Origin of the sequence: Rhodopseudomonas palustris (assembly GCF_003591005.1) — a bacterium.
In the GTDB taxonomy this organism is placed as follows: Bacteria; Pseudomonadota; Alphaproteobacteria; order Rhizobiales; family Xanthobacteraceae; genus Rhodopseudomonas; species Rhodopseudomonas palustris_K.
Window position 1 is genome coordinate 1 of the sequence record NZ_QYYD01000008.1, and the last position, 26,629, is coordinate 26,629.

25 protein-coding genes are annotated in these 26,629 nt (G+C 65.6%); 7 read left to right on the forward strand and 18 right to left on the reverse strand.

The window, feature by feature from the left end; genetic code table 11:
* Positions 1 to 148: 148 nt before the first annotated feature.
* Both paaB and paaA read right to left on the reverse strand, forming a co-directional pair.
* A complete protein-coding gene (paaB, locus tag D4Q52_RS09160) occupies positions 149 to 436 on the reverse strand; it encodes a 1,2-phenylacetyl-CoA epoxidase subunit PaaB (RefSeq protein WP_119856251.1) in 288 nt (95 codons plus the stop codon).
* A 172-nt stretch (positions 437 to 608) separates the two neighbouring features.
* Positions 609 to 1,592, reverse strand: coding sequence for a 1,2-phenylacetyl-CoA epoxidase subunit PaaA (paaA, locus tag D4Q52_RS09165; protein WP_119856424.1), 984 nt, complete (start codon positions 1,590 to 1,592; stop codon positions 609 to 611).
* A gap of 149 nt (positions 1,593 to 1,741) precedes the next feature.
* Between paaA and D4Q52_RS09170 the strand changes: the two genes are divergently transcribed.
* Positions 1,742 to 2,419: a TetR/AcrR family transcriptional regulator gene (locus D4Q52_RS09170; protein ID WP_119856425.1), complete on the forward strand. Its 678-nt coding sequence runs from the start codon at positions 1,742 to 1,744 to the stop codon at positions 2,417 to 2,419.
* Between the two features lie 298 nt (positions 2,420 to 2,717).
* Here D4Q52_RS09170 and D4Q52_RS09175 read toward each other — a convergent pair whose 3' ends face one another.
* From D4Q52_RS09175 to D4Q52_RS09205, 7 genes are all read right to left on the reverse strand, one after another.
* Entirely contained in the window at positions 2,718 to 3,203 is a 486-nt protein-coding gene (locus D4Q52_RS09175; RefSeq protein ID WP_119856252.1) for a phasin, read from the reverse strand.
* A 186-nt stretch (positions 3,204 to 3,389) separates the two neighbouring features.
* Positions 3,390 to 3,719 carry a poly(R)-hydroxyalkanoic acid synthase subunit PhaE gene (locus D4Q52_RS09180; protein ID WP_119856253.1) on the reverse strand — a complete coding sequence of 110 codons (330 nt, stop codon included), beginning with the start codon at positions 3,717 to 3,719 and terminating at the stop codon, positions 3,390 to 3,392.
* Positions 3,720 to 3,974, reverse strand: coding sequence for a DUF6489 family protein (locus tag D4Q52_RS09185; RefSeq protein ID WP_119856254.1), 255 nt, complete (start codon positions 3,972 to 3,974; stop codon positions 3,720 to 3,722).
* A 168-nt stretch (positions 3,975 to 4,142) separates the two neighbouring features.
* Positions 4,143 to 5,393 carry an FAD-dependent oxidoreductase gene (locus D4Q52_RS09190; RefSeq protein ID WP_119856255.1) on the reverse strand — a complete coding sequence of 417 codons (1,251 nt, stop codon included), beginning with the start codon at positions 5,391 to 5,393 and terminating at the stop codon, positions 4,143 to 4,145.
* A 257-nt stretch (positions 5,394 to 5,650) separates the two neighbouring features.
* Positions 5,651 to 8,755 carry a multidrug efflux RND transporter permease subunit gene (locus D4Q52_RS09195; RefSeq protein WP_119856256.1) on the reverse strand — a complete coding sequence of 1,035 codons (3,105 nt, stop codon included), beginning with the start codon at positions 8,753 to 8,755 and terminating at the stop codon, positions 5,651 to 5,653.
* 134 nt (positions 8,756 to 8,889) lie between these two features.
* Positions 8,890 to 10,083: an efflux RND transporter periplasmic adaptor subunit gene (locus D4Q52_RS09200; protein WP_119856257.1), complete on the reverse strand. Its 1,194-nt coding sequence runs from the start codon at positions 10,081 to 10,083 to the stop codon at positions 8,890 to 8,892.
* A complete protein-coding gene (locus D4Q52_RS09205) occupies positions 10,080 to 10,787 on the reverse strand; it encodes a TetR/AcrR family transcriptional regulator (RefSeq protein WP_119856258.1) in 708 nt (235 codons plus the stop codon). The genes D4Q52_RS09200 and D4Q52_RS09205 overlap by 4 nt, the downstream gene beginning before the upstream one ends.
* A gap of 187 nt (positions 10,788 to 10,974) precedes the next feature.
* On the opposite strand from D4Q52_RS09205, the gene D4Q52_RS09210 reads away from it, so the two are divergent.
* Positions 10,975 to 12,195, forward strand: coding sequence for a cytochrome P450 (locus tag D4Q52_RS09210; RefSeq protein WP_119856259.1), 1,221 nt, complete (start codon positions 10,975 to 10,977; stop codon positions 12,193 to 12,195).
* 9 nt (positions 12,196 to 12,204) lie between these two features.
* Here the strand turns inward: D4Q52_RS09210 and D4Q52_RS09215 are convergent, their stop codons facing one another.
* Positions 12,205 to 13,092 carry a VOC family protein gene (locus D4Q52_RS09215; protein WP_119856260.1) on the reverse strand — a complete coding sequence of 296 codons (888 nt, stop codon included), beginning with the start codon at positions 13,090 to 13,092 and terminating at the stop codon, positions 12,205 to 12,207.
* Positions 13,093 to 13,388: 296 nt separating this feature from the next.
* Between D4Q52_RS09215 and D4Q52_RS09220 the strand changes: the two genes are divergently transcribed.
* The gene (locus D4Q52_RS09220; protein ID WP_119856261.1) at positions 13,389 to 14,282 is read left to right on the forward strand and encodes a sugar kinase; all 894 of its coding nucleotides are present in this window, start codon (positions 13,389 to 13,391) and stop codon (positions 14,280 to 14,282) included.
* Between the two features lie 222 nt (positions 14,283 to 14,504).
* Here D4Q52_RS09220 and D4Q52_RS09225 read toward each other — a convergent pair whose 3' ends face one another.
* The 3 genes from D4Q52_RS09225 to D4Q52_RS09235 all read right to left on the reverse strand — a co-directional run bounded on the left by D4Q52_RS09225 (position 14,505) and on the right by D4Q52_RS09235 (position 18,509).
* Entirely contained in the window at positions 14,505 to 15,722 is a 1,218-nt protein-coding gene (locus tag D4Q52_RS09225) for an NAD(P)/FAD-dependent oxidoreductase (RefSeq protein WP_119856262.1), read from the reverse strand.
* A 149-nt stretch (positions 15,723 to 15,871) separates the two neighbouring features.
* Positions 15,872 to 17,374, reverse strand: a complete 1,503-nt coding sequence (locus D4Q52_RS09230) for a glycosyltransferase family 39 protein (protein WP_119856263.1) — start codon at positions 17,372 to 17,374, stop codon at positions 15,872 to 15,874.
* 1 nt (position 17,375) lies between these two features.
* Positions 17,376 to 18,509 (reverse strand): glycosyltransferase, encoded by a 1,134-nt coding sequence (locus D4Q52_RS09235; protein WP_119856264.1) that lies wholly within the window; start codon positions 18,507 to 18,509, stop codon positions 17,376 to 17,378.
* Between the two features lie 312 nt (positions 18,510 to 18,821).
* On the opposite strand from D4Q52_RS09235, the gene D4Q52_RS09240 reads away from it, so the two are divergent.
* The 4 genes from D4Q52_RS09240 (at position 18,822) to bcsS (ending at position 21,651) form a co-directional block, all read left to right on the forward strand.
* Positions 18,822 to 19,622, forward strand: coding sequence for a DUF72 domain-containing protein (locus tag D4Q52_RS09240; RefSeq protein ID WP_119856265.1), 801 nt, complete (start codon positions 18,822 to 18,824; stop codon positions 19,620 to 19,622).
* 23 nt (positions 19,623 to 19,645) lie between these two features.
* Positions 19,646 to 20,107, forward strand: coding sequence for a DUF488 family protein (locus D4Q52_RS09245; RefSeq protein ID WP_119856266.1), 462 nt, complete (start codon positions 19,646 to 19,648; stop codon positions 20,105 to 20,107).
* A 122-nt stretch (positions 20,108 to 20,229) separates the two neighbouring features.
* On the forward strand, positions 20,230 to 20,469 hold the full coding sequence (locus D4Q52_RS09250; protein WP_119856267.1) for a hypothetical protein: 240 nt from the start codon (positions 20,230 to 20,232) through the stop codon (positions 20,467 to 20,469).
* 171 nt (positions 20,470 to 20,640) lie between these two features.
* Complete coding sequence (gene bcsS / locus D4Q52_RS09255) at positions 20,641 to 21,651, forward strand: cellulose biosynthesis protein BcsS (protein ID WP_234831131.1); 1,011 nt, start codon at positions 20,641 to 20,643, stop codon at positions 21,649 to 21,651.
* A gap of 4 nt (positions 21,652 to 21,655) precedes the next feature.
* Here the strand turns inward: bcsS and D4Q52_RS09260 are convergent, their stop codons facing one another.
* From D4Q52_RS09260 to D4Q52_RS09280, 5 genes are read right to left on the reverse strand one after another with little or no spacing between them, the layout of a single operon-like run.
* Positions 21,656 to 22,975 carry an adenylate/guanylate cyclase domain-containing protein gene (locus D4Q52_RS09260; protein WP_119856268.1) on the reverse strand — a complete coding sequence of 440 codons (1,320 nt, stop codon included), beginning with the start codon at positions 22,973 to 22,975 and terminating at the stop codon, positions 21,656 to 21,658.
* Between the two features lie 15 nt (positions 22,976 to 22,990).
* Positions 22,991 to 24,160: an ABC transporter permease gene (locus D4Q52_RS09265; RefSeq protein WP_119856269.1), complete on the reverse strand. Its 1,170-nt coding sequence runs from the start codon at positions 24,158 to 24,160 to the stop codon at positions 22,991 to 22,993.
* On the reverse strand, positions 24,157 to 25,089 hold the full coding sequence (locus D4Q52_RS09270) for an ABC transporter ATP-binding protein (RefSeq protein ID WP_119856270.1): 933 nt from the start codon (positions 25,087 to 25,089) through the stop codon (positions 24,157 to 24,159). Before D4Q52_RS09270 ends, D4Q52_RS09265 begins: the two co-directional genes overlap by 4 nt.
* Complete coding sequence (locus D4Q52_RS09275; protein ID WP_119856271.1) at positions 25,086 to 25,886, reverse strand: HlyD family secretion protein; 801 nt, start codon at positions 25,884 to 25,886, stop codon at positions 25,086 to 25,088. The genes D4Q52_RS09270 and D4Q52_RS09275 overlap by 4 nt, the downstream gene beginning before the upstream one ends.
* Positions 25,883 to 26,602 (reverse strand): TetR/AcrR family transcriptional regulator, encoded by a 720-nt coding sequence (locus D4Q52_RS09280; RefSeq protein ID WP_119856272.1) that lies wholly within the window; start codon positions 26,600 to 26,602, stop codon positions 25,883 to 25,885. Before D4Q52_RS09280 ends, D4Q52_RS09275 begins: the two co-directional genes overlap by 4 nt.
* Positions 26,603 to 26,629 lie beyond the last annotated feature (27 nt).

A 26,629-nucleotide genomic window follows, 5' to 3' on the forward strand; every position in this document is an offset into this window, starting at 1 on the left:
GAGGGGTGGGGTGAGGGGCGCTCTCCGCGAGTCGCAGCCGCTCGGCTGTGCGGAGACGCCCCCTCACCCGCCCGGCTTCGCCGGTCGACCTCTCCCCGCACGCGGGGGGAGGTTAGGCCGTGCTCGGGGCTTACGCCTGCGCAGCCAACTACATATGTCCGACTTCGTCCGGCACATCGTAAAACGTCGGGTGCCGATAGATTTTGCTTTCCGCCGGCTCGAACAGCATGCCGGATTCGGCGGGGTCGCTCGCCGTGATGGCGCTCGACGGCACCACCCAGATCGACAGGCCTTCGCTGCGGCGGGTGTAGACGTCGCGGGCGGCCTGCACCGCCAGCGTGGCGTCGGACGCATGCAACGAGCCGACGTGCTTGTGCGCAAGGCCGTTGCGGCTGCGGATGAAGACTTCCCACAGCTGCGTGTTCGGCGTGGTCATAAGTCGCTCCCTCCTGATCTCCCTCTCCCCGCTTGCGGGGAGAGGGTCGGGGTGAGGGGGCGTCTCCGCGTGTATCAACCGCTCGGCCGCGCCGAGTAGCCCCCTCACCCGCCCGGCTTCGCCGGTCGACCTCTCCCCGCGCGCGGGGAGAGGTTACAAATTGAACGCGGCGCTAAGCCGCCATCTTGCTCTTGCGCTTGTCGGCATAGGCGGCCGCAGCTTCGCGCACCCACGCGCCCTCCTCGTGTGCCTTGAGGCGGGCGGCGAGGCGGTCGCGGTTGCACGGGCCGTTGCCGGCGAGCACCTGCTTGAATTCGTCCCAGTCGATCGTGCCGTAGTCCCAATGCCCGGTCGCTTCGTTATATTTCAACTCCGCGTCTGGCGGCGTCAGGCCGAGATAATGCGCTTGCGGCACGGTGGCATCGACGAATTTCTGGCGCAGCTCGTCGTTGGAGAAGCGCTTGATCTTCCACATCGTCGAGGTGTCGCTGTGCTGGCTGGCGCCGTCCGGCGGACCGAACATCATCAGGCACGGCCACCACCAGCGGTTCAGCGCGTCCTGCGCCATCGCCTTCTGCTCGGCCGAGCCCTTGGCCAGCGTCAGCATGATCTCGTAGCCCTGGCGCTGGTGGAACGACTCCTCCTTGCAGACCCGGATCATCGCCCGCGCATAGGGGCCGTAGGAGCAGCGGCACAGCGGGATCTGGTTCATGATCGCGGCGCCGTCGACCAGCCAGCCGATCGCGCCGATATCCGCCCAGGTCAGCGTCGGGTAGTTGAAGATCGACGAGTACTTGGCCTTGCCGCTGAGCAGCTGATCGACCAGCTCCTCGCGCGAACTGCCGAGCGTCTCGGCCGCGGCGTAGAGATACAGGCCATGGCCGCATTCGTCCTGCACCTTGGCGAGCAGCGCCGCCTTGCGGCGCAGCGTCGGCGCGCGGGTGATCCAGTTGCCTTCCGGCAGCATGCCGACGATCTCGGAATGGGCGTGCTGCGAGATCTGCCGGGTCAGCGTCTTGCGATACGCGGCCGGCATCCAGTCGTTGGGCTCAATGCGCTGCTCGGCGTCGATCCGCTGCTGGAACCGCGCGGCGCGGCCGGCATCCTCGAGGTTACGATCCTCGGCTTCGGTGGTGTTGAGCGCCTGCGTGTACATGGCGTTTCCTCGCTGGCGAGCCTGCAGCCCGGCCTTGGTGGAAATATAATTGACCAATTGGACGGTCAATGCAAGTGTCGGAACCGGATCATCCGCATCGCGTGCCGGCGCGCTGCGTCGACCGCAATTTTACCAAGGACATTGCCCGCATGGCTCGCACGCGAGCGACCGACTACGATCAGAAACGCCTCGGCATCCTGGCGCGTTCCGCGAAATTGTTCGCCGAGCACGGCTACACCGGCACCTCGATCACCATGATCGCGGATGCGTGCGGTGTCTCCAAGGCGCTGATGTATCACTACTACCGCTCCAAGGACGCGGTGCTGTTCGACCTGCTCGCCGATCATCTGCAGCATCTGGTCGGCGTGGTTGAAGAAGCGACACGGCAAGCCGAGCCAAGCGAGCGCTTATTTGCGATCGCGGCGGCATTGCTCGAGGCCTATCGCGGCGCCGACGCCGAACATCAGGTGCAGATCTCCAGCCTGAAACTATTGCCGGCCGAGCAGCAGGACGAGCTCAAGGCGCTGGAGCGCCGCCTCGTCGTGCTGATGTCGGATGCGATCGCCGCCGCGATCCCGGCGGCGGCCGCCAAGCCGCAGCTGCTGAAACCGCTGACGATGTCGCTGTTCGGCATGCTGAACTGGCACTATCTGTGGTTCCGCGACGGCAAGGGCCTGTCGCGCGAAGCCTACGCACAGATGGCAACCACGCTGATGATCGCCGGCGCCGAACAGGCGATCGCGGCGGTGGATACGTCTGATGCAAAACCGGCTCGAACGCCGCGGAAGAAGACCGAAGCGCGCATCGCGCTGGCGCGGCGGGCGTGAGGCGCAGCAGCGCAATGTGCCGATTGCGCGCGGCGATCGTAGATTAGACGCCAAGTACAAACTCAGCGTTCGTCATTCCGGGGCGCTCGCTCTTGCGAGCGAACCCGGAATCCCGACGTTATATGGCGCCGAGGTTCCGGGTTCGCTGACTTCGTCAGCGCCGCGGAACGACTCGCGGAGGGGTGGGTCTCTCACGGAGGGGCCGAGCGAGAACAACAGCCTGAGAAGGCGGTCCTCCCAAAAAAATAGGCCCGCGTGAGCGGGCCTGAGGACGTGGCGACGTTCAGTTGCGGTCGGCTCAGGCCGACTTGCTGAAGGTCTTGCTCAGATTGTCCTGCGCGGACTTGGCGGAGTCGGCGGCGAGTCGGCTGAAATATTCGGTGGCCGACTTGGCGCGCGCGACCAGCACTTCGCCGTGCGAGCGAACCAGATCCGACTGGATCTGCACCGCTTCGTTGATCGACTTCGCCGACGCGAGCTTGTCGATGCCGGTGAAGAACGCCTGGGCGTCGTGGTGGATCGCCTGCTGGATGTTGCGGCTGATCCGCGCCGCTTCGCTGACCGAATTGGCAACCGCCTCTTCGAGCGTCGCAGTCAGCTTCTCGGAGCCGGCGTGCAAATCGGCAGCCTTTTCCTTCGCAGTGCCGGCGGCGCGCTTGACGAAGTCGCGGGTCGCTTCCGGAACTTCCAGGTTCTGGAAATTCTTGAACGCGTCAGAAACCGGCGCAAACGCCTGCTTGACCTGATCGAACGCAGCGTCGTTGGTCTGGTGAGTGTCAGTCATCGGGTGTCTCCATCCTCGTGTGAGCTATGGTCTTGCCCCGTCCGGCAACGGCCCGGGCCCCCCATTATATAACATCGCCCATGGTGCATTGCAACACGAATGCTGCAACGCACCATTCCTTTTGGAACCAATCATTGGCTGAAGAAAGGAGCGCCGTGTTGAGCCGAGCCCACCGACAGTCGCGGCTTACTTCGCCTTGGCCGGCTTGGCGCCCGGCGTCCCGCTTGCCTGCTCGATCGATGCCGTAAGCTGGTCGATCCTGGCCTCGGCCGCAGCCAAACGAGCCTCGAGAGCGTCCATTTGGGCGCGCGTCGGCAGGTTCAGGCCGGCGAGATACTGCTCGACCATTGTGCCGAACTGCTTCTGCGCTTCGGCGGTGGCGCCGCTCACCTGCCCGACCGCCTTGGCAATCTCGGGTTGGGCCATCGCCTGACTGGCCAGTGTGGTGAAACCCTTGCTCATCTCCCCGAGCATCGCCTGCCAGGCTGCCGCCGGGTCGTTGTCCTTGTCGGCCATCTACTTTCGCTCCTTCGGCAGCGTGCTGCCGAGGCCGGTCATACTGACAAACATTTCCTGGAAGCGCTCCGCAAGCTTCGGATCGAAGGTGAACCAGCTCTGCAGCAACGCTTCCGGCGATACCTTGTCGATATTCGACAGCATCTGCTGCTGCAGCTTGTCCATCACGGCGTTCTGCATCGGCTGCACATTGGGCAGGCCGAAGAAGGCCCGTGCTTCATCGGGGGTGCAATCGATCTCGACGTTGACTTTCATAGCCGCTCCAGACTTTTGGCAGGAAGGCGTATCGCCCTTGCGAATCGTTGTTCGCTGTAACGATGCCTCCGTAGGAGGTCCAAGTGACGCCCCCGCGGAGCATCCTGAACATGCGGCAGTATCGCCGCGTCGGCAGGTGCGATGCAAGCAATCCGGAGCGAAGCCGCCTCAACCAAATCGTTCGAGCGCAAACGGTTTGGGATCCGCGAACGGTTCTGCGCCGGTCATCATCTCGGCCAGCAGCCGCCCCGTTACCGGGCCGAGCGTCAGACCGTGATGCTGATGGCCGAAATCGAACCACAAGCCGACGTGGCGCGGCGCCTTGCCGATCACCGGCAGCATGTCGGGCAGGCACGGCCGCGCCCCCATCCACGGCTGCGGCTCGATCGCCTCGCCGAGCGGAAACAGATCGCGCGCCAGCGCACGCGCGCGCGTCACCTGCACCGGCGTCGGCGGCGCGTCGCGGCGCGCGAACTCGGCGCCGGTGGTGAGACGGATGCCGCGGTTCATCGGCGCCAGCAAATAACCGCGATCGGCGTCGAGCACCGGATGTTGCAACACCGCGTTGCCGCGCGATGTGAAGTGCTGGTGATAGCCACGCTTGAAGCCGAGCGGGATGCGATAGCCCAGCGGCCTGAACACCAGATCCGCCCACGGCCCGAGCGTCACCACGACTTCGCGAGCAGATACCACGCCGTCGTCGGTGGTGATGTGCCAGCCGCCGCTCTGCTGCCGCAGCGTCAGCGCATCGCCGCGCAGGAAGCGGCCATCCTTGCGGGCGAACAACGCCGCATAGGCCTTCACCAGCGCCCCGGGATCGGGGATGAAGCCGGGCTCGAGCCAGTGGATGGCGCCGGCAAAATTGCCCATCAGATTCGGCTCGCGTGCCGCAAGCGCCGCGTTGTCCAGCACATCGGCGGTGACGCCGAAGCGCTTGACGCCGTCGAGTTCGGCGACGTTTTTGCCGAACGATGCCTCGGTGCGGAACAGCTTGATCCAGCCGGTCTTGCGCAGCAGCTCCGGCACCCCGGCCTCATCGATCAGCGCCTCGTGCTCGGCGAGGCTCTGCCGGATCAGCGGCAGCGCCGCCTTGGCGATGCGCGCGGCGGACTCCGGCGATGACGCCATGAAATAGCGCAGCAGCCACGGCCCGAACTCCGGCAGGCCCGACAGATGATAATGCACGTCGGCCGAGCGGTTCAACGCATAGCGCAGCAGATGGCCGAGATCGCGCGGAAACAGATAGGGCTGCACCGAGGCGACCTCGATCAGCCCGGCATTGCCGTAGCTGGTCTCGTCGCCGGCGGCGGCATTGCGGTCGACCAGCACCACGTCGCGGCCGCGCTGCTGCAGATGCAACGCCGCGCTGACGCCGACAATGCCGGCGCCCAGCACCAGAACATCAGTCTCGTGTTTCATGCTGCACCAGCTAAGCAGATCGCGCAGGTTTCGCAAACCGCTGACGGCGCTGGAGCTCGCAGATTTGGAGGCGTGCGACGATCGACCCCGGCCTCTCCGTCATTGCGAGGAGCGCAGCGACGATGCAATCCAAGCCCCGGGTGTGACGCTGGATTGCTTCGCTTCGCTCGCAATGACGAAAGAGGCTGTGGATGCAGAAAAGGCGTGGATTGCCGGGACAAGCCCGGCCATGACGAGAAGATGTTGAGTGGCTCGCCTCAGGTCGCCTTCAGCGACGGTGAGGCGTGCTCGAGGTCGTACTCTTCGATCTGTTTGGCGCGGTCGGTTTCGGCGGCGGCGCGGTGGTCGGTGCCGATCGCGACGTAGACCGCCGGCAGCACGAACAGCGTGAACAGCGTTCCGATCATCATGCCGGAGACGACGACGAGGCCGATCGAGAACCGGCTGGCGGCGCCGGCGCCCGAGGCGGTGAGCAGCGGCAACAGGCCGGTGACCATCGCGGCCGTCGTCATCAGAATCGGCCGCAGCCGCACCCGCGCCGCCTGCTCGATCGCAGTGCGCTTGTCGAGCGCCTCCTTGATCTGCAGTTCGCGCGCGAACTCGACCATCAGGATGCCGTGCTTGCTGATCAGGCCGACCAGCGTCAGCAGACCGACCTGGGTGTAGATGTTGATCGTGGCCACGCCGAAGAACAGCGGGATCAGCGCGCCGCAGATCGCCATCGGCACCGTGATCATGATCACCAGCGGGTCGCGCAGCGACTCGAACTGTGCCGCCAGCACCAGGAAAATGATGATCAGCGCGAAGCCGAAGGTGATGGCGAGCTGGTTGCCCTCCTGCACATATTGCCGCGCGTCGGCCAGATAGTCGTGGCCGAAGCCGGTCGGCAAGTTCTTGGACTGCTTCTCCAGGAAGTCCACCGCCTGCCCCACGGTGACGCCCGGCATCGGCACCGCCTGGAAGGTGGCGGAGTTGAGCTGGTTGTAGTGCGACAGCGCGTTCGGGTCGGTGGCGGTCTCGATCGACACCAGCGTCGCCAATGGGATCTGCTGACCGGACGCACTCGCCACATAGTATCCTTCGATCGACTGTGGCGTCAGCCGGTCGGCCCGCGGCACTTGCGGGATGACCTGATAGGACCGGCCTTCGAGGTTGAAGCGGTTGACGTAGTTGCCGCCGAGCAGCGTCGCCAGCGTGGAACCGAGGCGCTGCATGTTGACGCCGAGGTCGCTCGCCTTGGTGCGGTCGATGGTGACGCGCACCACCGGCTGGTTGAAGTCGAGGTCGCTGTCGGCGACGATGAACAGGCCGCTCTTGCGCGCCGCATCCTTCAGCTTGACCATCTCCTCGTAGACCGCGCGGAAACCGGCGGTGGAGTTGATCACCATCTGGATCGGCAGGCCGCCCGGTCCGCCGGGCAACGGCGGCAGATTGAAGGCGAAGGCGTTGACGCCCTCGATCTTGCTGAGCTCGGCCTGCACCAGCGGCTTCAGCTGCATCGCGCTGCGCTTCCGCTCGTCCCACGGCTTCAGCAGCATGCCGGCGATGCCGTTGTTCGGGCCCGAGGTGCCGTTCAGGATGAAGCGCAGATCGGTCTCGGGAAAGCTGGCATAGGCCTTGTCGAGCTTCTCGCCGTAGTAGTTCGAGTAATCGATGTTGGCGTATTTCGGCCCCTTGGTCACGGCGAACACGATGCCCTGATCCTCTTCGGGCGCCAGCTCCTTCGACGTATTCATGTACATGAAGCCGACCAGGCCAAGGATCACCACAGCGAACAGGCCGGTGATCGGCCGGTAGTCGAGCGAGCGGTCGAGTTGCCGGCCGTACCAGCGCGTGGTCGCGCCGAACACCTGATCCACTTTGCGGGCGAACCAGCCCTGGCTCTCCTGGTGCTTGAGCAGCACCGAGCACATCATCGGCGACAGCGTCAGCGCGATGACGCCCGAGACGATCACCGCACCCGCGAGCGTGAAGGCGAACTCCCGGAACAGCGCGCCAGTGAGGCCGCCGAGGAAGCCGATCGGGGCGTACACCGCCGCCAGCGTGATCGTCATCGAGATGACAGGCCCCACGATCTCTCGGGCACCGATCAGCGAGGCCTGGACCGGACTCTTGCCCTCCTCCAGATGTCGATGGATGTTTTCCACCACCACGATGGCGTCGTCGACCACAAGGCCGATCGCCAGCACCATCGCCAGCAGCGTCAAGAGGTTGATGGAGAAGCCGAGCGCCAGCATCGCAGTGCAGACGCCGATCAGCGACAGCGGGATCGTCACCACCGGGATGATCACCGACCGGAACGAGGCGAGGAACAGGAAGATCACCACGATGACGATGCCGACCGCCTCGATCAGCGTCGCCTCCACCTCGTCGATCGAGGAGCGGATGAACTTGGTCGAATCGTAGGCGACCTTCATCTTCATCGACGGCGGCAGATTGCGCTCGATCTCGGGGAACAGCGCGCGGACGCCGGTGACGATGTTGAGCGGGTTGCCCTGCGGCGTCGCCTGTACGCCGATGAAGATCGCGCGCTCGCCGGAGAACGCGACACTGCTGTCCGTACTCTGCGCGGCCAGCTCGACCGTGGCGACATCCTCCAGCCGGACGAAGCCGCCGTCCTGCGCCTTGACGATCATGCGCTTGAACTGATCGACATTCTGCAGGTCGGTGTTCGTGGTGATGTTGGAGACCGTGAGATAGCCCTTGGTCTGGCCCGCCGCCGCCTGGAAGTTGTTGGCGGCGATCGCCGCCGAGATGTCGGACGGCGACACGTTGCGTCCGGCCATGCGTAACGGATCGAGCCAGATCCGCATCGCGAACGTCTGGCCACCGAGAATGTCCGCCGACGCCACGCCGTCGACGGTCGACAGCACCGGCTGCACCACACGCGTCAGATAGTCGGAGATCGCCGATCCGGACAATTCGTTGCTGGAGAAGCCGAGATACATCACGGCCGTGGTCTGGCCGGTGGATTTGACGATCACCGGGTCATTGGCTTCGCGCGGGATCAGGTATTTGACCGAATTGACCTTAGCCAAAACCTCGGTGAGCGCTTGATTGGGGTCGAAGTTGAGCTTGACGTAGACGGTGATCAGGCTCTGGCCCAGGGTCGAGGACGAGGTGATGTAGTCGACGCCTTCGGCCGAGGCGACCGCCTGCTCCAGCGGGGTGGTGATGAAGCCCTGCATCAGGTCCGGAGACGCGCCGGGATACGCCGTGGTGATCGTCACCACGGTGTTCGACAGCTTGGGATATTGCCGGATCGGCAGCGTCATCGCTGCGCGGAAGCCGATCAGCAGAATCAGCATGCTGACCACAACCGACAGCACCGGGCGTTTGATGAAGATATCGGTGATGACCATACGGACGCTCCGTGACGCATGCTCCGGGCGGCTGGCGCCGGGGCTGCGGTGCGATCAGTCGGCCCTGGGGCGCTCGTCGCCCACGGGCCTTGCGAAAGAACCGGGCGGCGCGGCGCGCCGACCCGGAGGCTCGATCAGTAGCGCGGCGGCGTCGCCGGCTGCGGCGGTGGCGGATCGGTCGAGATCGTGACCGCGGCGCCGGATTGCAGCTTGAGCTGGCCGACCGCGACGACGCGGTCACCCGGCTTGATGCCGCTCTGGATCACGGCACGTCCGTTGATCCGCTCGCCGGTGCGCACGAAGGTTCGCACCGCCTTGAGGTTGGTCTTGCCGTCCTCCGCCTTCTCCTCCTGGATCAGGTAGACGGAGTCGCCGTACAGCGTGTAGTCGACCGCGGTTTCCGGCACGGTGATCACCGCCGGCTTGTCCGGCAGCACCACGGTGGTGGTGGCGAACATGCCGGGCTTGAGCACGTGCCCGGGGTTGTCCAGTGTCGCCTGCACCCGGATGTTGCGGGTATCAGACGAGATCTGCGGCTCGATGGTGGTGATCTTGCCGTCGAAATTGCGGCCCGGGTAAGCATCGACGCGAATGCGCACCGCCTGCCCGACCGCCAGCGTGCCGGAGTCTTTTTCCGTCACGGTGAAGTTGGCAAACACCTGCGACAGGTTGGTCAGCGTCACGATCTGGGTGCCGGCGGTGAGGTACTGACCGACTTCGACACGGCGGACGCCGAGCACGCCGTCGAACGGCGCGCGTACCAGCTTCTGCGAGATCACCGCCTGGGTCCGGGCGATACCCGCATTGGCCTGATCGAACGCGGCCTGAGCCTGATCGACCGTCGCCTGCGGGCCGAATTGGCGCGCGGCGAGTTGCTTGGCGCGGTCGAGCGACAGCTCCGCGACCTTGGCCTGGGCGCGGTAGTTGGCGAGGTCCGCCTGCTCCGGCGCGTCGTAGAGCTGCAGCAGCTTGGCGCCGGATACCACCTCCGAACCTGCGGTGAACAGGATCTCAGTGATGCGGCCGGACACGTCGGAGGTGACGTTGACCTGATGCACGGCGGCGAGATCGCCGACCGCGGTGAGCAGATTCGGCACAACCTCGGACTTCGCCTCGGCGACCGTCACCGTGATCGGCGGCGGTTTGTTGTTGGCAAAGAACTGCGCGATCATGTGGTTGCGGAAGGCGTTGAAGCCGACCAGGCCGCCGACCAGCAGCGCCAGCAGCAGCCCGACGATGATGAACCATCGGATCATGCGCGCCGGCCGGGGGCGCGGCTTCTCGGGGGCCGACCGCGCCGCGGGCGGGGTTTCTGTGGCAACCGTCATCGTGTGTACTCTCTGTCGTTTTCCGCGCGCGTCGGACCGGGCGAAAGCTCGCGATCCAGATGCTCAGCAATTACGGCTTCGTGTAGTCCAATTCCACGTAAAATAAACTCGCAGGTCTGGCGCTCGAGATCGGGAGCGTTCCCGTAGCTCAGGCACGGCACCGCCGGCAATCGGGCCAACGCCATCATCAGCACGGTCTGATGCGCCAGCCAGAACAGGTTCATCGGGTCCCGCCCGACCCTCGAGGCATCCCCAACCGCCACCGCGCGATCGAGCGAAGCGGTAAATTGCGGCTCCATCAGGCCAGCGACCTTGTCGAACACCAGCCGGGCGAATTCGCCGTCGTCGAGCTGACTGGTGATCAGCAGCCGCAGCCGCTGCTCCTCCTCCTGATCCGGCTCGTCCGAAACATGCAGGAAATGTGCGACGAGATTTCGAATGAGAACGACGAGGGTCTCGGTCGAGGCCGGCAGATCCAGCAAATGCGCCAGCGCCGGGTCGGCCTCGCATTCGTCGGCGAGAATCTCAGCGTACAGCGCAGATTTGCTCGGAAAATGCTTGAACAGCAACCCTTCCGAGATCGACGCCGCAGTGGCGACGCTCTTGGTCGTGGTCCCGGCAAAGCCGTTTCGGGCAAAGCATCGCTTGGCGGCGCCAAGGATCAATTCCCGGCGCAGATCGCGCGTCATCCGCAATGAACTCATGTTGTGAGTAGGCACTCACCTGGCCGAATGTCAATCGGATATGCCGCGCCGCACTGGAACGTGAGCGATTGTCCGATCATCGTGGCAGACAAGTCATACCCCAGGAGCGCACCGTCCGGCGTAGGCTCGAGCGCGGTATCCACTTCGGGCGAGAAAAGCTCTAAGAAGGCACAAAAAAGAGAGCACGATGGAAACGACCTCGAGCGAGCTGGCCGCGGCGTTCGAACTCGAACGGCTGACGCCGGAGTTCTACGCCGACCCCTACCCCACCTATCAGGCGCTGCGTACGCATCAGCCGGTGAAACGGCTGGCGAACGGCGGCTATTTCCTGACGCGCTACGACGATCTGGTCGCGGTGTACAAGAACACCACGCTGTTCTCGTCGGACAAGCAGCGCGAATTCGCCCCGAAATATGGCCAGTCGCTGCTGTTCGAGCACCACACCACCAGCCTGGTGTTCAACGACCCGCCGTCGCACACGCGTGTCCGGCGGCTGATCATCGGCGCGCTGACGCCGCGCGCGATCGCCGGCATGGAGCCGGAGCTGATCGCGCTGGTCGACCGGCTGCTGGAGGCCATGGCGGCCAAAAGCGAGGTCGATTTGATCGAGGACTTCGCCGCCGCGATCCCGATCGAGGTGATCGGCAATCTGCTCGGTGTGCCGCATGACGAGCGCGGCCCGCTGCGCGACTGGTCGCTGGCGATCCTCGGCGCGCTGGAGCCGGTGGTCAGCCCCGAGGCCTTCACCCGCGGCAACGACGCGGTGCGCGACTTCCTGGCCTATCTCGAAACGCTGATCGCCCGGCGCCGGGCCTCCCCTGGCGATCCGGAGCGCGACGTGCTGACACGGCTGATCCAGGGCGACAGCAGCGGGGAGCAGCTGTCCCCCAAGGAGCTGCTGCACAATTGCATCTTCCTGCTCAACGCCGGACACGAAACCACCACCAACCTGATCGGCAACGGACTGGTGACGCTGGACGCCAACCCGATCGAAAAGCAGCGGCTGATCGCCGATCCGGGACTGACCCGCACCGCGGTCGAGGAAGTGCTGCGCTACGAAAGCTCCAATCAGCTCGGCAACCGCATCACCACGGCCGAGGCCACGATCGGCGGCGTCACCATGCCGGCCAACACATCGCTGACGCTATGTATCGGCGCCGCCAATCGCGACCCGGCGCAGTTTCCCGATCCCGACCGGTTCGACGCCGGGCGGACGCCGAACCGCCACCTCGCCTTCGCCACCGGCCCGCACCAATGCGCCGGCATGGCGCTCGCCCGGCTCGAGGGTGCGATCGCGCTGCGTCGCTTCCTGGCGCGCTTTCCGGGCTACACGATCAGTGGCACGCCGGCGCGCGGCGGCCGGGTACGGTTCCGCGGCTATCTGCGGGTGCCGTGCCGGCTGGCGTGAGCCGGCAGATCAACGCAGCATCTGCACCAGCAGGGTCGGGATGTGGCAGGAGCCGCTGCGCACGGTGGCGACCCGGGTGCCGGGCTTGCGGCCGGCGCGCGGCTCGGTGACCGTGACGCCTGCTTGGACCAGCCGGGCGCGGGCGGCGTCGAGGTCATCGACCCGCCAGCTGATCCCCCACAGCTTGTCGTGCTCGGCATCGGAGCCGGCCACTGGACGGTGTACGACCTCGAGGGTGTGATCGCCGCAGCGGAAGCACATCAGCCGGCCCCACTCGTGATGCAATCGGTCGAGCACCATGTCGAGCCCGAGTCGCGCGCCATACAGTGCCGCGGCTCTCTCCGGGTCGGCAGTCGAGATCACCAGATGATCCATCGCCTTGATGGGCGCCGCGGCAACCGCCCCAGAGCGCGGTCGTTCGGCAGCGAGCTCGAGAAAGAACAATCGCACGCCGCGGGTCAGGGCCGTGGCGGCGCGGGTACGCCGCCATTTCAACGCAGCGCCCGACTGCTTGTCATGCCGCTCCACCTCGGCGACCGGGTCGGGCTGGAGCCCCAGGCGATCGAGCCGGCGATACATCCGGGCGGCGTCGGAGACGCGAAAGCACAGGCTGGCGAACCCTTCGCCCTGTAGCTTGACGGCGTTGCGAATGCGCTCGGCAGTGTCGCCGCTGCCGGCCGGCGCCATCAGCTCGAGCGACATGTTGTCCAGCGTGAACAACACGCTCTCGGCGCCGTCGTCGCTGCCGTGCCATGCCGGCATCCGGCCGAGCAGCGTTTGGTAGGCCGTGACTGCCGCCGGCAGGTCGCTGACCAGCACCACCAGATGGTCGATCGCGGTGATCGCCGGGCCGAGCTCCGGCGACCGCTGATCTGTCACGTGCCGCCCGACGTCCATGCTCCTTCTCCCATTTGCCGGCCTCGACGCAACGCAGATGCCGAGCATCGGTCAAACGCAGTGGATTGCCCACCTCGTTCGATCCCCGGTCGACGTCCGTGTGAGGTTCTGCCTGTGCCGGCATCCTCCCTGCGGCAATCCGTCCGGAACCGGGGCGTGCGCCGTTTCGTTGGCATCGACCTTTCAGCAGAAGGCCTGTCTATCCGTTCGGTCGCACCAACAATTTTAGCCGATGCGCTGCAACATGCAGATGCTATGGTTTGCGGCCGGGTCAGGCCTCGCAGCATGGGACGCTCATGGACGCACTCTTCATCGGACAGACCTATATCGACGTCACCTTCATCACCGACCATCTGCCGACCGGCGACGAGAAACACGTAGCGTCCGACTACGCGGTTTCATTCGGCGGCAATGCCGTCACAGCGGCGTTCTGCTGCGCCAAGCTCGGCATCGTGCCCGATCTGATCTCGACCGTGGCCAATGACTGGCTCGGCCGGATGTTTCAGGACATGACGGCGAAGTACGGCATCTCGGTGCACCCGCGCAAGGTAGCGACCTCGTCGTTGTCCTTCATTATGCCGAAGGATGGCAAGCGCGCTATCGTCCGCTGCCGCGACGACGAGCACATCCATCCGTTCCCGGTGCTCAACCTCGGCAACTGCCGCGCACTGCACGTCGATGGCCACCAGCCCGACGCCGCGATCCACTACGCCAAGCTCTGCCGCGAGGCCGGCATCCTGACCTCGCTCGACGGCGGCGGGCTGCGCACCAACACCCACGAGCTGCTCGAATTCATCGACGTCGCCATCGTCGCCGAGCGACTGTGCGAGCAGATGGACATGACGCCGGACAAGATGCTCGATTACTTGAAGTCGCGCGGCTGCCGGATCGGCGGCGTGACGCAGGGCGAGCGCGGCCTGCTCTGGTATGACGAAGGCGGCGCCGTCCGCACCCTGCCGGCCTTTTCGCTCCCGCGCGAGCGCGTCATCGACACCAACGGTGCCGGCGACGTCTTCCACGGCGCCTACGTGTTCTCGTATCTGCACAGCCCGGACAAGCCCTGGCAGCACCATTTCGAATTCGCCCGCGCCGCCTCGACCTTCAAGATTCAGCGGCTCGGCAACGAAGCCGGGCTGCCGACGGTGCCCGATATCGAAGCTGTGCAGCGCGAATTCGCGGCGCTGGCGTGACCCGACCTGCGCCTGCTTGTTGGCAACGCATCAGCCACACACCGTCGTGCCCGGGTTCATCCCGGCCATGACGAACTAACTCTCCCCGTCATTGCGAGCGAAGCGAAGCAATCCAGAAGCGCAGTGCACGATGCTGGATTGCTTCGTCGCGGAGCCTGCACTCGGACGGCGCGAAGCGCCGATCCGGGTGCTCCTCGCAATGACGGAGACTCCTAGAGCTACCTACGCCGTCGCTTTCTTCAGATCGAAGCTGACATCCGCTGCCTGCTCGGGCGGGATCGATTTGCCGAGCGGCAGGATCTTGCGGCCGAGGACGTGGTCGGCGGCGCGGTTGACGGACTCGATGCCGATCAGCTGGCCGTCCTTGTAGCAGAACGCCGAGAACGACCGCTCGGCGACGCTGCCGCGGACCACGACCTGATCGAAGCCGGTGGTGAGGCCGGCGATCTGCAGCTTGTCGTCGGCCTGGTCCGACCAGAACCACGGATAGCCGTCGTAAGCCTTGGTCTCACCGGTCAGCCGCGCGGCGACGCAGCGCGCCTGGTCGGTGGCGTTCTGCACCGATTCCAGCCGCATCACCTCGCCGAACCGCACGCTGCTGAACAGCGAGCAGTCGCCGATCGCCGAGATGCTCGGATCTTCGGTGAGCAGGTTCTCGTCGACGATGATGCCTGAGGCGGTCGGCAGCCCCGCCGCCGCGGCGAGTTCGACATTCGGAATGACGCCGACGCCGACCACCACGAGATCAGCCGGCAGCGTGCTGCCGTCGCTGAGCGACACGCCGGTGACGCGGCCGTCCTCGCCGGTGATCTCGGTGGCGCGCACGCCGTAATGGATGCGGATGCCCGCCGCCGTGTGGCGGTCGTGGAAGTAGCTGGAGATTTCCGGCGTCACCGCCCGCGCCATCACCCGCGGCGCGAGTTCGACGACGTCGACCTCGAGTCCCTTGGCTCGCGCGGTGGCGGCGAATTCCAGGCCGATGAATCCGGCGCCGATCACCACCACCTGCTTCTTGTCCGGCATACGCTGGCGCACTTGCTCGCTCTCGTCGAGCGTGCGCAGATACAGCACGTCCGCCAGCGTGGCGTTGGGTACGTCGAGCTGGCGGTTGCGCGCGCCGGTGGCGAGCACCAGATGGCCGTATTCCAGCTTGTCGCCGGAGCCGAGCAGCAGCGTCTTCGCCTCGCGATCGATCGCCACCGCGCGGCCCGAAATCAGCTCGATAGTCTGATCCTGGAAGAACTTCTCCGGACGAAACATCAGCGAGTTGGGATCGCCGCCGCTCTTGAGATACGCCTTCGACAGCGGCGGCCGCTGATACGGCAGGTGCTTCTCGTCATTGATCAGCGCGATGCGACCGGTGTACTTGGCCTGCCGTAGCGAAACCGCGACCTGAAATCCGGCGTGCCCGGCTCCAACAATCAACACCGTATCGTTCATCGCATCTCTCGTATCGTTGGGGTTCGACGCGCAGGGCGTCGATGGATATGGAAACCCGATCAGGATCGCCGCAGCCTCTAGCACAAAGCCGTAGGGGCGGTCAGCTTTCCGCAAGGCAGGCTTAGACTAAAGAAACGGCAACGGCCGTCTCAATAGACCGGCGGCGTCGGGTCGAGCACGTCGCGCCTGGCGCCTTCGAGAATGTCGAGCTCCAGCGTATCGATCACCAGCGGCCCGCGCCGGCGCTGGACTTCGCCGACCTTCTCGATCCGCTCGAACGTCGCCTTCAACACCGGATGCGCCGCCGCGTTGGTCTCGCCGACCAGCAGCAATTTGCCGGCGAGTTGCTCCGGCGTCGGCGGCGGCTGTTGCAGCCAGCGGAAGCGCTCGTTGCGCTGCACCACGCAGGTGCCCTTGGGCAGATAGAACGCCAGCCAGGCCGTGTTGCCGTAGTCATTGGCCATCACGCAGGTCGCGCCCGTGCGCTCCCGCACCACCGCGATCTCGGCGGCGATCTCGCGGAAGCCGACGCCCACCGCGCGGACGCTGGCGTCGCGGCGGTGGCCGGTCAGCACGCCGGTGTTGGCCTGCACCACCACCAGCACAAACATCGTGACCCCGACTGGCACCGCCCAGCGCATGCAGAAGCGAACGACGCGCTGCGCCCGCGGCCCCCAGGTCGCCAGCGCGGCGGCGACGCCGCCGGCGACCGCGAACGCCGGATACAGCGCACCCAGCCAATTGCCCTCGACGCGGTCGTGGGTCGCCTGCCAGGCGAAATACAGCGCGATGGTCCAGACGATCGAACTGACCAGCACGCGCGCGCCCGACGCCCCCGCGCCGCGCGCCAGCGCATAAAGCCCCATCACGCCGAGGATGTAGGCGAGCGGCGTCGTCAGCACGAACTGCGTCGGCACCAGCTCGAGCAGATAGCTCGGGTTAAAGCCCTCGACCTGGGCGCGGCGGAATTGTTTGACGAAGGAGATCCACTGGTGATCGGCGTTCCAGATCACCACCGGCGAGAAGATAGCGAACGCGACCAGTCCGCCGAGATAGGGCCACGGCGTCAGCAGCCAGCGGCGCAGCTTCGGCACCCACAACAGCCAGATCAAAATCGCGGGGCCGAAGAACAACGCGGTGTACTTCGACAGCAACGCCACGCCGACCGCGACGCCGACGCCGAGCCACCACACGCCTTTGCCCGACGATAGCACCTGTGCCAGCGTGTAGAGCACGAAGCTCGACGCCACCAGCAACGGCGCATCCGGCGTGACGATCACGGTCCCGACCGCCACCATCAGGGTGGCGTTGAGCAGCAGCGTGGCATTCGCCGCCAGCCGCTGGCCGCCGAACAAGAGCTCGGCCGAACGCCAGGTGGCCCAGCTCATCGGCAGCGCCAGCAGCACCGAGATCAGCCGGACGCCGAGTTCGCTATCCCCGGCGATCAGCGTGCCGGCGCGGATCACCAGCGCGACCATCGGCGGATGATCGAAGTAGGACAGCGCCAGATGCTTCGACCAGGTCCAATAGTACGCCTCGTCGAAGGTCAGCGGCGTGACCGCGGCGGCGATCAGACGTAGCAGGACCAGCGCGGCCACGACCAGCGCCGTGGTATGGGCAAGACTGCGGCTCGAGCTCGGCAGCAGCGCCATGTCAGCGCTTGCGCCAGACGAACAGACCCGACATCGCGTAGTTCCACACCACGCCCATCAGCGCGCCCGCGGCGCCGGCGAGCCACCAGGTGATGTGCTCGCTGTACACCGCAAAGGCGACGCCGACATTGGCGAGCAGCCCGACGCCGCACACCAGATAGAACAGCAACAGCCCGCGCAGAATGGCGAAGCCTTTCAGCCGCTGGTCGCGATAGGTCAGGAAGTTGTTAAGAACGAAGTTGCTGGTCATCGCCACCAGCGCGGCGATGGCCTGCGCCTCGGCGAACGGCTGATCGAGCAGCTTCAGCATCACGAACAGCGTGAGGAAATGCACGAGCACGCCGGTCGAGCCGACCAGCGCGAACAGGATGAAGCGCAGCGACAGGATGTCGTTGGTGTATTTCGCCAGCACTAGGCCGAGGAAATCCAGCGCCACCATCGAGTCGAGCTTGCTCTCGCCGTGCACGCGCGAGCCGAATGTGTACGGCACCTCGATGGTGCGCAGGCTTCCGCGACCGGTAGCGACGACGTCGAGCAGAATCTTGAAGCCCTGAGTGGAGAGTTGCGGCGCCAGCGCTTCGAAGCGATCGCGGCGGATCATGAAGAAGCCGCTCATCGGATCGGCGATCTCGACCTTCAGCACCCGACGCGCCAGCGTGGTCGCCAGCGCGCTGAAGCCGGCGCGCTGCTTGTCAAAACTGTCGGCGCTGCCACCCTCGACATAGCGGCTGCCGACCACGAGGTCGGCCGCGCCGCTTTCGAGCAGCGCCAGCATCTGGCCGAGCCGGGTCTCGTCGTGCTGCAGGTCGGCGTCCATCACGGCGGCGAACGGCGCGCTGGCGGCAAGGATGCCCTCGATACACGCGCCAGCGAGCCCACGCCGGCCGATCCGACGGATGCAGCGCACCCGCGGCTCACGCGACGCCAGCTCGCGCACCACCTGCCAAGTGCCATCGGGAGAGTTGTCATCGACATAGATGACTTCCCAGGCGATGCCGCCGAGCGCCGCTTCCAGTTTACGGAACAGCGGCTCGATATTGTCACGCTCATTGAAGGTCGGAACGACGACGCTCAATTGAAGCGCAGCGGATGGCTGCGCGCTGCGTCCCGCGTCCGCTGGGCTGGCTCGGTTCATGGCGCCAGCGTATACCGAGGCGCAGGAACGCTGCCAAGGCGCGTTCCGTTACAAATCCAAGGGACAAGCGGGAAGCGGGTGGAAACGCAGCGATCAGTGGCCCAATGGACCCACCGAGGGACTGCAGCGGACAGCGTGATCTCGGGGTCCGCTCAAACGTTAACGACCACGAACAACAGGTGCGCGTACATCCGGCGCTCCCTACTATTCTGTGGTCGTTCGGCGGGTCGGCGCGCGACTTTCGTCAGCAGCGCCATCGCCGTTGAAATCAAGATAGGCACGCCCCTCAGGGTGCGCAAGAGGGAGACCGGAATGAAAAGCAACGGCCACATCCGCATCGGCATCGGCGGCTGGACCTATGAGCCGTGGCGCGGCGTGTTCTATCCCGACAAACTGCCGCAGCGGCAGGAACTCGAATACGCCGCCTCGAAGCTGACCTCGATCGAGATCAACGGCACCTTCTACGGCTCGCAGAAGCCGGAGAGTTTTCGCAAATGGGCGTCCGAAGTCCCGGACAACTTCGTGTTCTCCCTGAAGGGGCCGCGCTATGCGACGAACCGCAAGGTGCTGGCCGAGGCCGGCGACAGCATCAAGCGGTTCTACGATTCCGGCGTGCTCGAACTCGGCGACCGGCTCGGCCCGGTGCTGTGGCAGTTCGCCCCGACCAAGAAATTCGACGCAGCCGACTTCGGCGCATTCCTCGAACTGCTGCCGCGCACGATCGACGGCCGTACACTGCGCCACGTCGTCGAGGTCCGCCACGACAGTTTCTGCACGCCGGACTTCATCGCCCTGCTCCGCCAGCACGGCGTGCCGCCGGTGTATTCCGAGCATGCGACCTATCCGGAGATCGCCGATGTAGTCGGCGACTTCGTCTATGCGCGGCTGCAGAAGGGCAAGGACGACATCAAGACCGGCTATCCGCCGAAGGCGCTCGCCGCCTGGGCGAAGCGGCTGGAAACCTGGGCGGCCGGCGGCGAGCCGGACGACCTGCCCAAGGTCGGCGCCGGCACGGCGAAAAAGCAGAAGCGTGACGTGTTCGCCTATGTGATCCACGAAGGCAAAGTCCGCGCCCCCGCCGCCGCGATGGAACTGATCCGGCTGGTGAGCTAAGCTTTCTGCGACGAGGACACCTCATGGGCAAAGCCAAGACGCTGTTCACCATCGGCTACGAGCAGACGCCGGCCGCGGCGGTGCTCGACGAGCTCGCGCACGCCGGCGTCAAACTACTGGTCGACGTCCGTGCCGTCGCGGCGTCGCGCCGGCCGGGATTCTCGAAGTCGCAGCTCGCCGCCGGGCTCGACGCCCGCGGCATCGGCTATCTGCATCTGCGCGGCCTCGGCACCCCGAAGGAAGGCCGCGAAGCCGCGCGCGGCGGGCGGATGGACGCGCTGCACCGGATCTACGACGCTCATTTGAAGACGCCGCAGGCGCGCGAGCAGATGGACGAATTGTCGTCGCTGGTGATGAAGGCCGGGCCGGTCTGCATCCTGTGCTACGAGCGCGATCATCGCCATTGCCATCGGCAATGGATCGCCGAGATCATCGCCGACCGTGACGGTGTGGGCGTCGACAATCTGGTGGCGCCACAGGTCTGATCCCCCGCGCGGCCACCTGCCGTCGCTTGCGCCTCTCGCTTGCGCCGGATCAATCGCATCACCGTGCGCGGCTGCTAGGCTTCGCTGATCATCACAGTCGATCGGCGCAGAGGTAAAACGCAATGGACAAAATCGACTTCATGAACGGCCAGATCAAGGCGCTGCTGAATTTCGCCAACGCCGTGATCAAGGCGCACCCTGCGCCCGAACGGCTACGTCATCATTTCGAGACCATCGCGCGCGCCGACCCCAACTCGCCCGAGGGCCTGTCGTTGTCCGAGGCATACGTCGACGGCATGCACGACATCGACAAGAAGATCGCGGTGGCGCTCGAACACGCGATCGAGACGGTCGAGAGCTGAACGATCGACCGGACTGGAACGAGATACCAAGCAATCATGTATCAGGACACAACCGAGCACCGCATCAGCGGTGCTCGGTTAGTAGCGCCTCGCTGAACTGGACAAGCCGCAACATCCCTGCTCCAATGATCATATAGTATCATCTGGTCATTGCGTATAGGACGAGTAGCGGTGCGTTGCGTCGAGTGGGTTCGCGCGATCGGCGTGATCGCAATCGTGATACCGACACCGATCAGCGCGGTCGCAGAGACCGCTCGTCTCGAATCTGCGGCAGAGGCCGATCTGGTCAACGAAGATGACATCGACCCAGGCGACCTCGCGTCACATGATCTGCTCGAAAGCAGTCTCGAGGCCGAGCTTGGCAGCGGGCTTGGAGAAAGCCTCGGTGCGAGCCTGGAGAAGAGTCTCGCCAACAGCCTGCGGGCTCACCTCGCAGGCCCCGAACTCGATGGCGGCACGTTCGCCTCAGCGATGGCCTCGGCGCCTTCGGGCGCGGCAGTCACCTCGTCGGCACTACTCGCCCCCTTTCCCAGCGCGACGCTGGCCGGCTCGCAGGCCCATCATGTGCTGCTGTTCGGCGGCTACGACATCTGGCGCAACGGCCAGTCCGCATTTTCCGGCATTCACTGGGCTGCCAACGGGGTCGACAATGACGGATTCATTATCCGCCTGTCGCTAGCCAACGGTGTAGAGCGCTATCACACGCCGCGGCGGACCTATGTCACCGACATCTTCCGCGGCGCATTGATGGCAGGATGGCGGTTCAAAGTCGCCGAGTTCGAAGTGAAATTGCTGGCCGGCCCCGATTTCGAACACGACAATCTGACGCCCGACAACAGCAGATCGCCGCTGCGTGGCGGGCACCCCGGGCTGCGCATCGCAGGCGAGGCTTGGGCGCAACCGACGCGGGGGTCGATGCTGGCTGCGTCGTTCTACGCCACCACCGTGGCGAACGGCTTCGGCATCCGGACGGCCGCGGGCTGGCGGCTGATCGACGACTTCTGGGTGGGGCCTGAGCTTATTGGATCCCGCGATCAGTTCAGCCGACAGACCCGCTTGGGCGTTCACCTCACCGGGCTCAGATCCGGACCGGTCGAATGGTCGGTCGGCTGGGGCTATGTCAGCGACAGCTTCGGCCGCAGCGGCGGCTATGCCCGGCTCGCCGCGCAGCTGCGGCCATGAGTGCTCACCCCAATTTCCAGGCCGCAATCGGCTCGGCATAGCCGCGCATGGTGACACGGCCGGCCAGTTCGGCATCCGCCAACGCGCCCCCGACCGCGTCGCGGATTGCCGAAGAAATCAGCAACTGCGTGTGAAACTGCTTGTTGAGCGTTTCCAGCCGTGACGCGAAGTTCACGGTGTCGCCGATCACGGTATATTCCTTGCGTCGCGCAGAACCGACGGTGCCGACGACCGCATCACCGATGTGAATGCTGATGCCGACCCGGAGAGGCCAGGCGTGGCCGGTGTTGTTCTCCTCCATAGCCGACAGCATCTCGCGCCCCGCCGCGACCGCGCGCGTCGCCGCAGCAGGATCTTCGATCGGAGCACCGAACAGCGCCAAAAAACCGTCCCCGAGAAACTTGTTCACGATGCCGCCGTGCTGTTCGAGGACGTCGACCAGAACTTCGAAGGCCTCGTCGAGCCGCGCCACCACCTCGTCCGGCGTGCGCTCCCGTGCCGCCGCGGTGAAATTGCGGAAATCAGCGAACATCACCACCACTCGGCGGGTCTCGCCTCCCTCCTGCATGCCGGCGTTCAGCAATCGTTCGACGACCTGCGGCGAGACGTGTTGACCAAACAGGTTGGTGACCCGATCGCGCGCATCCGCGGCGTTGATTGACCTCTCGAACTGCCGGCGCAGCTGGGCGCCGACGCCGCCCGCGAGCAGGCCGCAGGTCAACACCATCAGGCTGCGCATCAGATGAAAGGCGAAATCCGGCGGGGGCTCGTGGGGAAAGCCCGGCGGGTGGTACAACATCGCAATGCCGAGCAGTTCGGCAGCCGCGACGAAACCGGTGAACAGCGACAATCGAAGATCGAGCCACAGCGTCGACAGGATGATGAAGATGAAATAACCGAGCGGAGCCGCGAAGGCGAGCGCCTGCGCCGAACCCATGCTGTCCATCTGCAGATAAATGCCCACGGTGGGCAGGCTGGTTTCGATCAGGACCCCGATGTAGCGGCCGATCTGCGGCCCATCGCGCCCGCTCGCCAGACGGCGACGAAGATAGACGATGGCCGAGAGCTCGAACACCAGCAGCGGCAGATAGGACGCCAGCAGCGGAGCGAGCGAGAAATGGCCGCGCCAGATATTCTCGATCGCGGCCGGGAATAACCAATAGGAAACCAGAAGCAAGCCGAGCAGCGCCGTGACAGTGGCCAGCAGCGCCTTGGCGCGCAGCAGTTCGGTGCGCAGGATCTCACGTGTCAATGTGCTGCGCACGTCTTCCGACAACGAACGCTGACGTGCTCTCGCCTTCGGTCTGCGCCACCGCATCTGCATCGCGCCGTGGCCCCGTCAGTCCAGCGTCCGGCGGAAGCGCGTTACCGCGATGGTCATCGCCACCAGCATCAGCGCCGCCAGCGCCAGCGTGTCGTAGCGCAGGTTCTCAAGCGTCGAGCCCTTGAGCATGATGGCGCGGACGATGCGCAAATAGTGCGTCAGCGGCAGACACTCGCCGAGCACCTGGGCCCAGCGCGGCATGCCGGCGAACGGGAACATGAAGCCGGACAACAGGATCGACGGCAGGAAGAACATCATCGAGGCCTGCATCGCCTGAAGCTGGTTCTGCACCAGCGTCGAGAAGGTGTAGCCGATCGCCAAATTGGTGGTGATGAACAGCGTCGACAGCAGCGCCAGCAGCGCGAGGTTGCCGCGCAGCGGCACGCCGAACAGCAACACGCCGATGCCGATGATCAGCGACGCCTGAATGAAACCGACCCCGACATAAGGCAGGATCTTGCCGAGCATCACCTCGACCGGGGTGATCGGCATCGACAGCAGGTTCTCCATCGTGCCGCGCTCGATTTCGCGGGTCACCGACAGCGCGGTAAAGATCAGCATCGTCATGGTCAGGATGGTGCCGACCAGCCCCGGCACGATGTTGAGCCGTGACGACGCCGCCGGGTTGTAGCGCGCATGGGCGCGGATCTCGAACGGCGGATTGCCGGGATCGCCGGCGACGCGGTCGTGCTCCAGCGCGCGTTGCACGATGGCTCCGAGCGCCGACAGCGCCGAGCCGGCCGCGACCGGATCGGTGGCATCGGCGGCGACCAGCAGCGCCGGCTTCTCGCCGCGCCGCACCGCGCGCTCGAAGCCGCGCGGGATTTCAACGCCGAACAGCACCTTGCCGGACAACAGCAGCGCGTCGAATTCGGCGACGCTCTGCACCTCGTGCACGAACTTGAAGTAGGCGGTGTTCTCCAGTGCCTTGAGGATCGAGCGGCCGAGATCGCTGTCCTCCTGCAGCAAGACCGCTGTCGGCAAATGTCGCGGCGTGGTGTTGATGGCGTAGCCGAACAGGCAGAGCTGCATCACCGGGATCACAATGATCATCGCGAAGGTCAGGCGGTCGCGGCGCAGCTGGATCAGCTCCTTGACCAGCATCGCATAGGTGCGGCGCAGGAAGCCGAAGCGCTGCCGCGGAATCGGCTGTATCCGCGGCGTATCGTCGTGCGCCGCGCTCATTGGAAATTGTCCTTGCTGCGGCTCATCAGCTCGATGAACACGTCCTCCAGCGACGGCGCGCCGTGCTGCCAGTGCTGATTGGCGTTGGCGCGATACGGTGCGAGCGTTTGTTCGAGCGCTGTGTGATCGCGGCCGGAGACGTGCAGGCTGCTGCCGAACGGCGCCACCATGTCGATGCCGGGCTTGCCGGCGAGCTCGTGCGCCAGCGCGCCGAGTGCGTCGCCGGTCACCACCCAGGTGGCGAGCTGCGAGGCGGCGATCACCTGCTCGACGGTGCCGTGCGCCAGCAGATAGCCATAGGCGATGTAGGCGATCTCGTGGCAGCGCTCGGCCTCGTCCATGTAGTGGGTCGAGACCAGCACGGTGAGCCCCTCGGCGGCGAGCGCGTGAATCTCGTTCCAGAAGTCGCGCCGCGCCTTCGGGTCGACGCCGGCAGTCGGCTCGTCGAGCAGCAGCAATTGCGGATTGGGCAGCGTGCAGGCGCCGAGCGCGAGCCGCTGCTTCCAACCGCCGGACAATTCGCCGGCGAGCTGCTCCTCGCGGCCGGACAGGCCGAGCCGCTGGATCATCTCGCGTGCCGCATTGCGCGCATCGGGCACGCCGTACAGCCGCGCGACGAATTCGAGATTCTCGCGCACCGAGAGGTCCTGATACAGGCTGAAGCGCTGCGTCATGTAGCCGACCTGGCGCTTGATCTTGGCGGCGTCGCGCTTGATGTCGTAGCCGAGGCAGGTCCCCTCGCCGCTATCAGGCGTCAGCAGACCGCACAGCATGCGGATGGTCGTGGTCTTGCCGGAGCCGTTCGGCCCGAGAAAGCCGTAGATCGAGCCGCGCTTCACCTGCATCGACAGATCGTGCACCACCTCGCGGCCGCCGAAGGACTTGGTCAGCCCTTTGACGTCGATCGCGATCTCGGCGGCGCCGCTCATGACTTGGCGCCAGCCGAAGCCGGCTGTTGCGCCGGAGCTTTCACGAGCGGAAAGATACTGACCGGCTGGCCGACGCGCAGCGCCGTCGGTCGATCGGGCCGCGCCTGGATCAGATAGACCAGCTTGTTGCGCTCATCGAGGCTGTAAATCACCGGCGGCGTATACTCCGCCTGCGTAGCGATGAAGTAGATTCTGGCCGTGAGATCCGGCGCGCAGCCATCGCAAGTCACCCGCACCGTGTCGCCGATCGTGAACTTCGGCAGGACCGTCTCCGCTACGTAGAAGCGCAGCTTCATGTTGCCTGGCGGCAGGATCGACAGCACCGGCCTCTGCGCCCCGACCATCTCGCCTTCGCGGAAGTAGATCTGCTGCACGTTTCCAGTGACCGGCGCATAGACCTGACGCCGGGCCAGCCGCGTCTTCGAGGTTTCGACCCGCGCTTCGGCGACGCGCAGCGCCGACACAGCGGCGTCGAGATTAGCCTGGGTCCCGGAACCCGTCTTGCTCAGCGATTGGGCGCGGTCGAAACTCTGCTTGGCGTTGGCGAGCGTGGCGTTGTTCTGATTGAGATCTGCCTGCTGCAGATCGTCGTCGAGCGTGTAGATCAGTTCGCCCTTGCGCGCCTCGTCGCCTTCACGCACCGTCAGCTTGGTGATGCGGCCGGACTCGTCGGGGCTGACAAAAATCAGGTCTGCCTCGACCCAGCCCTGATAACCGCGATCTGCGTTGTTGCCGCAGCCGGCGAGCGCGAGCAGTGCGGCAGCCGCAAGCGCGACGGTGAGCGGGCGCGCGATCATGGCGCGTCTCCTTTGTCGAACATGATGTCGATGTGGGTGCGCAGCAGCGCGCGCGCGTCGAGCGGCGCGAAGCGGTTGAACAGGCCCTGCCACACCACGGTCAGCATTGCCGGCGCCATCAGCAGCTGCGGATAGTCGAGCAGCGCCTTGTTGCGGATCTCGCCGCGCTCGAGGCCGTAGGCGATCACCCGGCGCATCGCCGCGATGCCGTGGACGACGACCTCGCGGTAGTGAAACTCGGCCAGCGACGGAAACCGCTTTCCCTCGGAGATCAGCAGCCGCAACAGGTCGGCGCGCTTGGTCTCGGTCACCTCGCGCACGAACACCTCGACGAAGCTCTCGAGCATCGCCCGCGCCGAGATGCCGGGCCGCGGCGGAGCACCGAGTTCGCCGATCAGCGGCAGCAGCGAGAACCGAAGCAACTCCTGGAACAGTGTCTCCTTGTCGGCGAAGTAGAGATAAATCGTGCCCTTGGCGACGCCGGCACGCTTGGCGACGTCTTCCAACCGAGTCGCCGCGAATCCACGCGCCGTGAACTCGTCCAGTGCCGCCTCGACGATCGCGGCCCGGCGCTCGGCCGCACGCAGCGCGCGGACCGAGGACAAGTCGTCTTCCCGTTTTGGCGGAGCTGCCGCCTTGCCGCCGCTTGCGGGGCGCTCGGCCTTGGCTCGCTTCGAGCCCGCCGCTTGAACCGATGTGTGTGTCGACTTAGCCATCCATTGATTATGACTGACCGGTCAGTC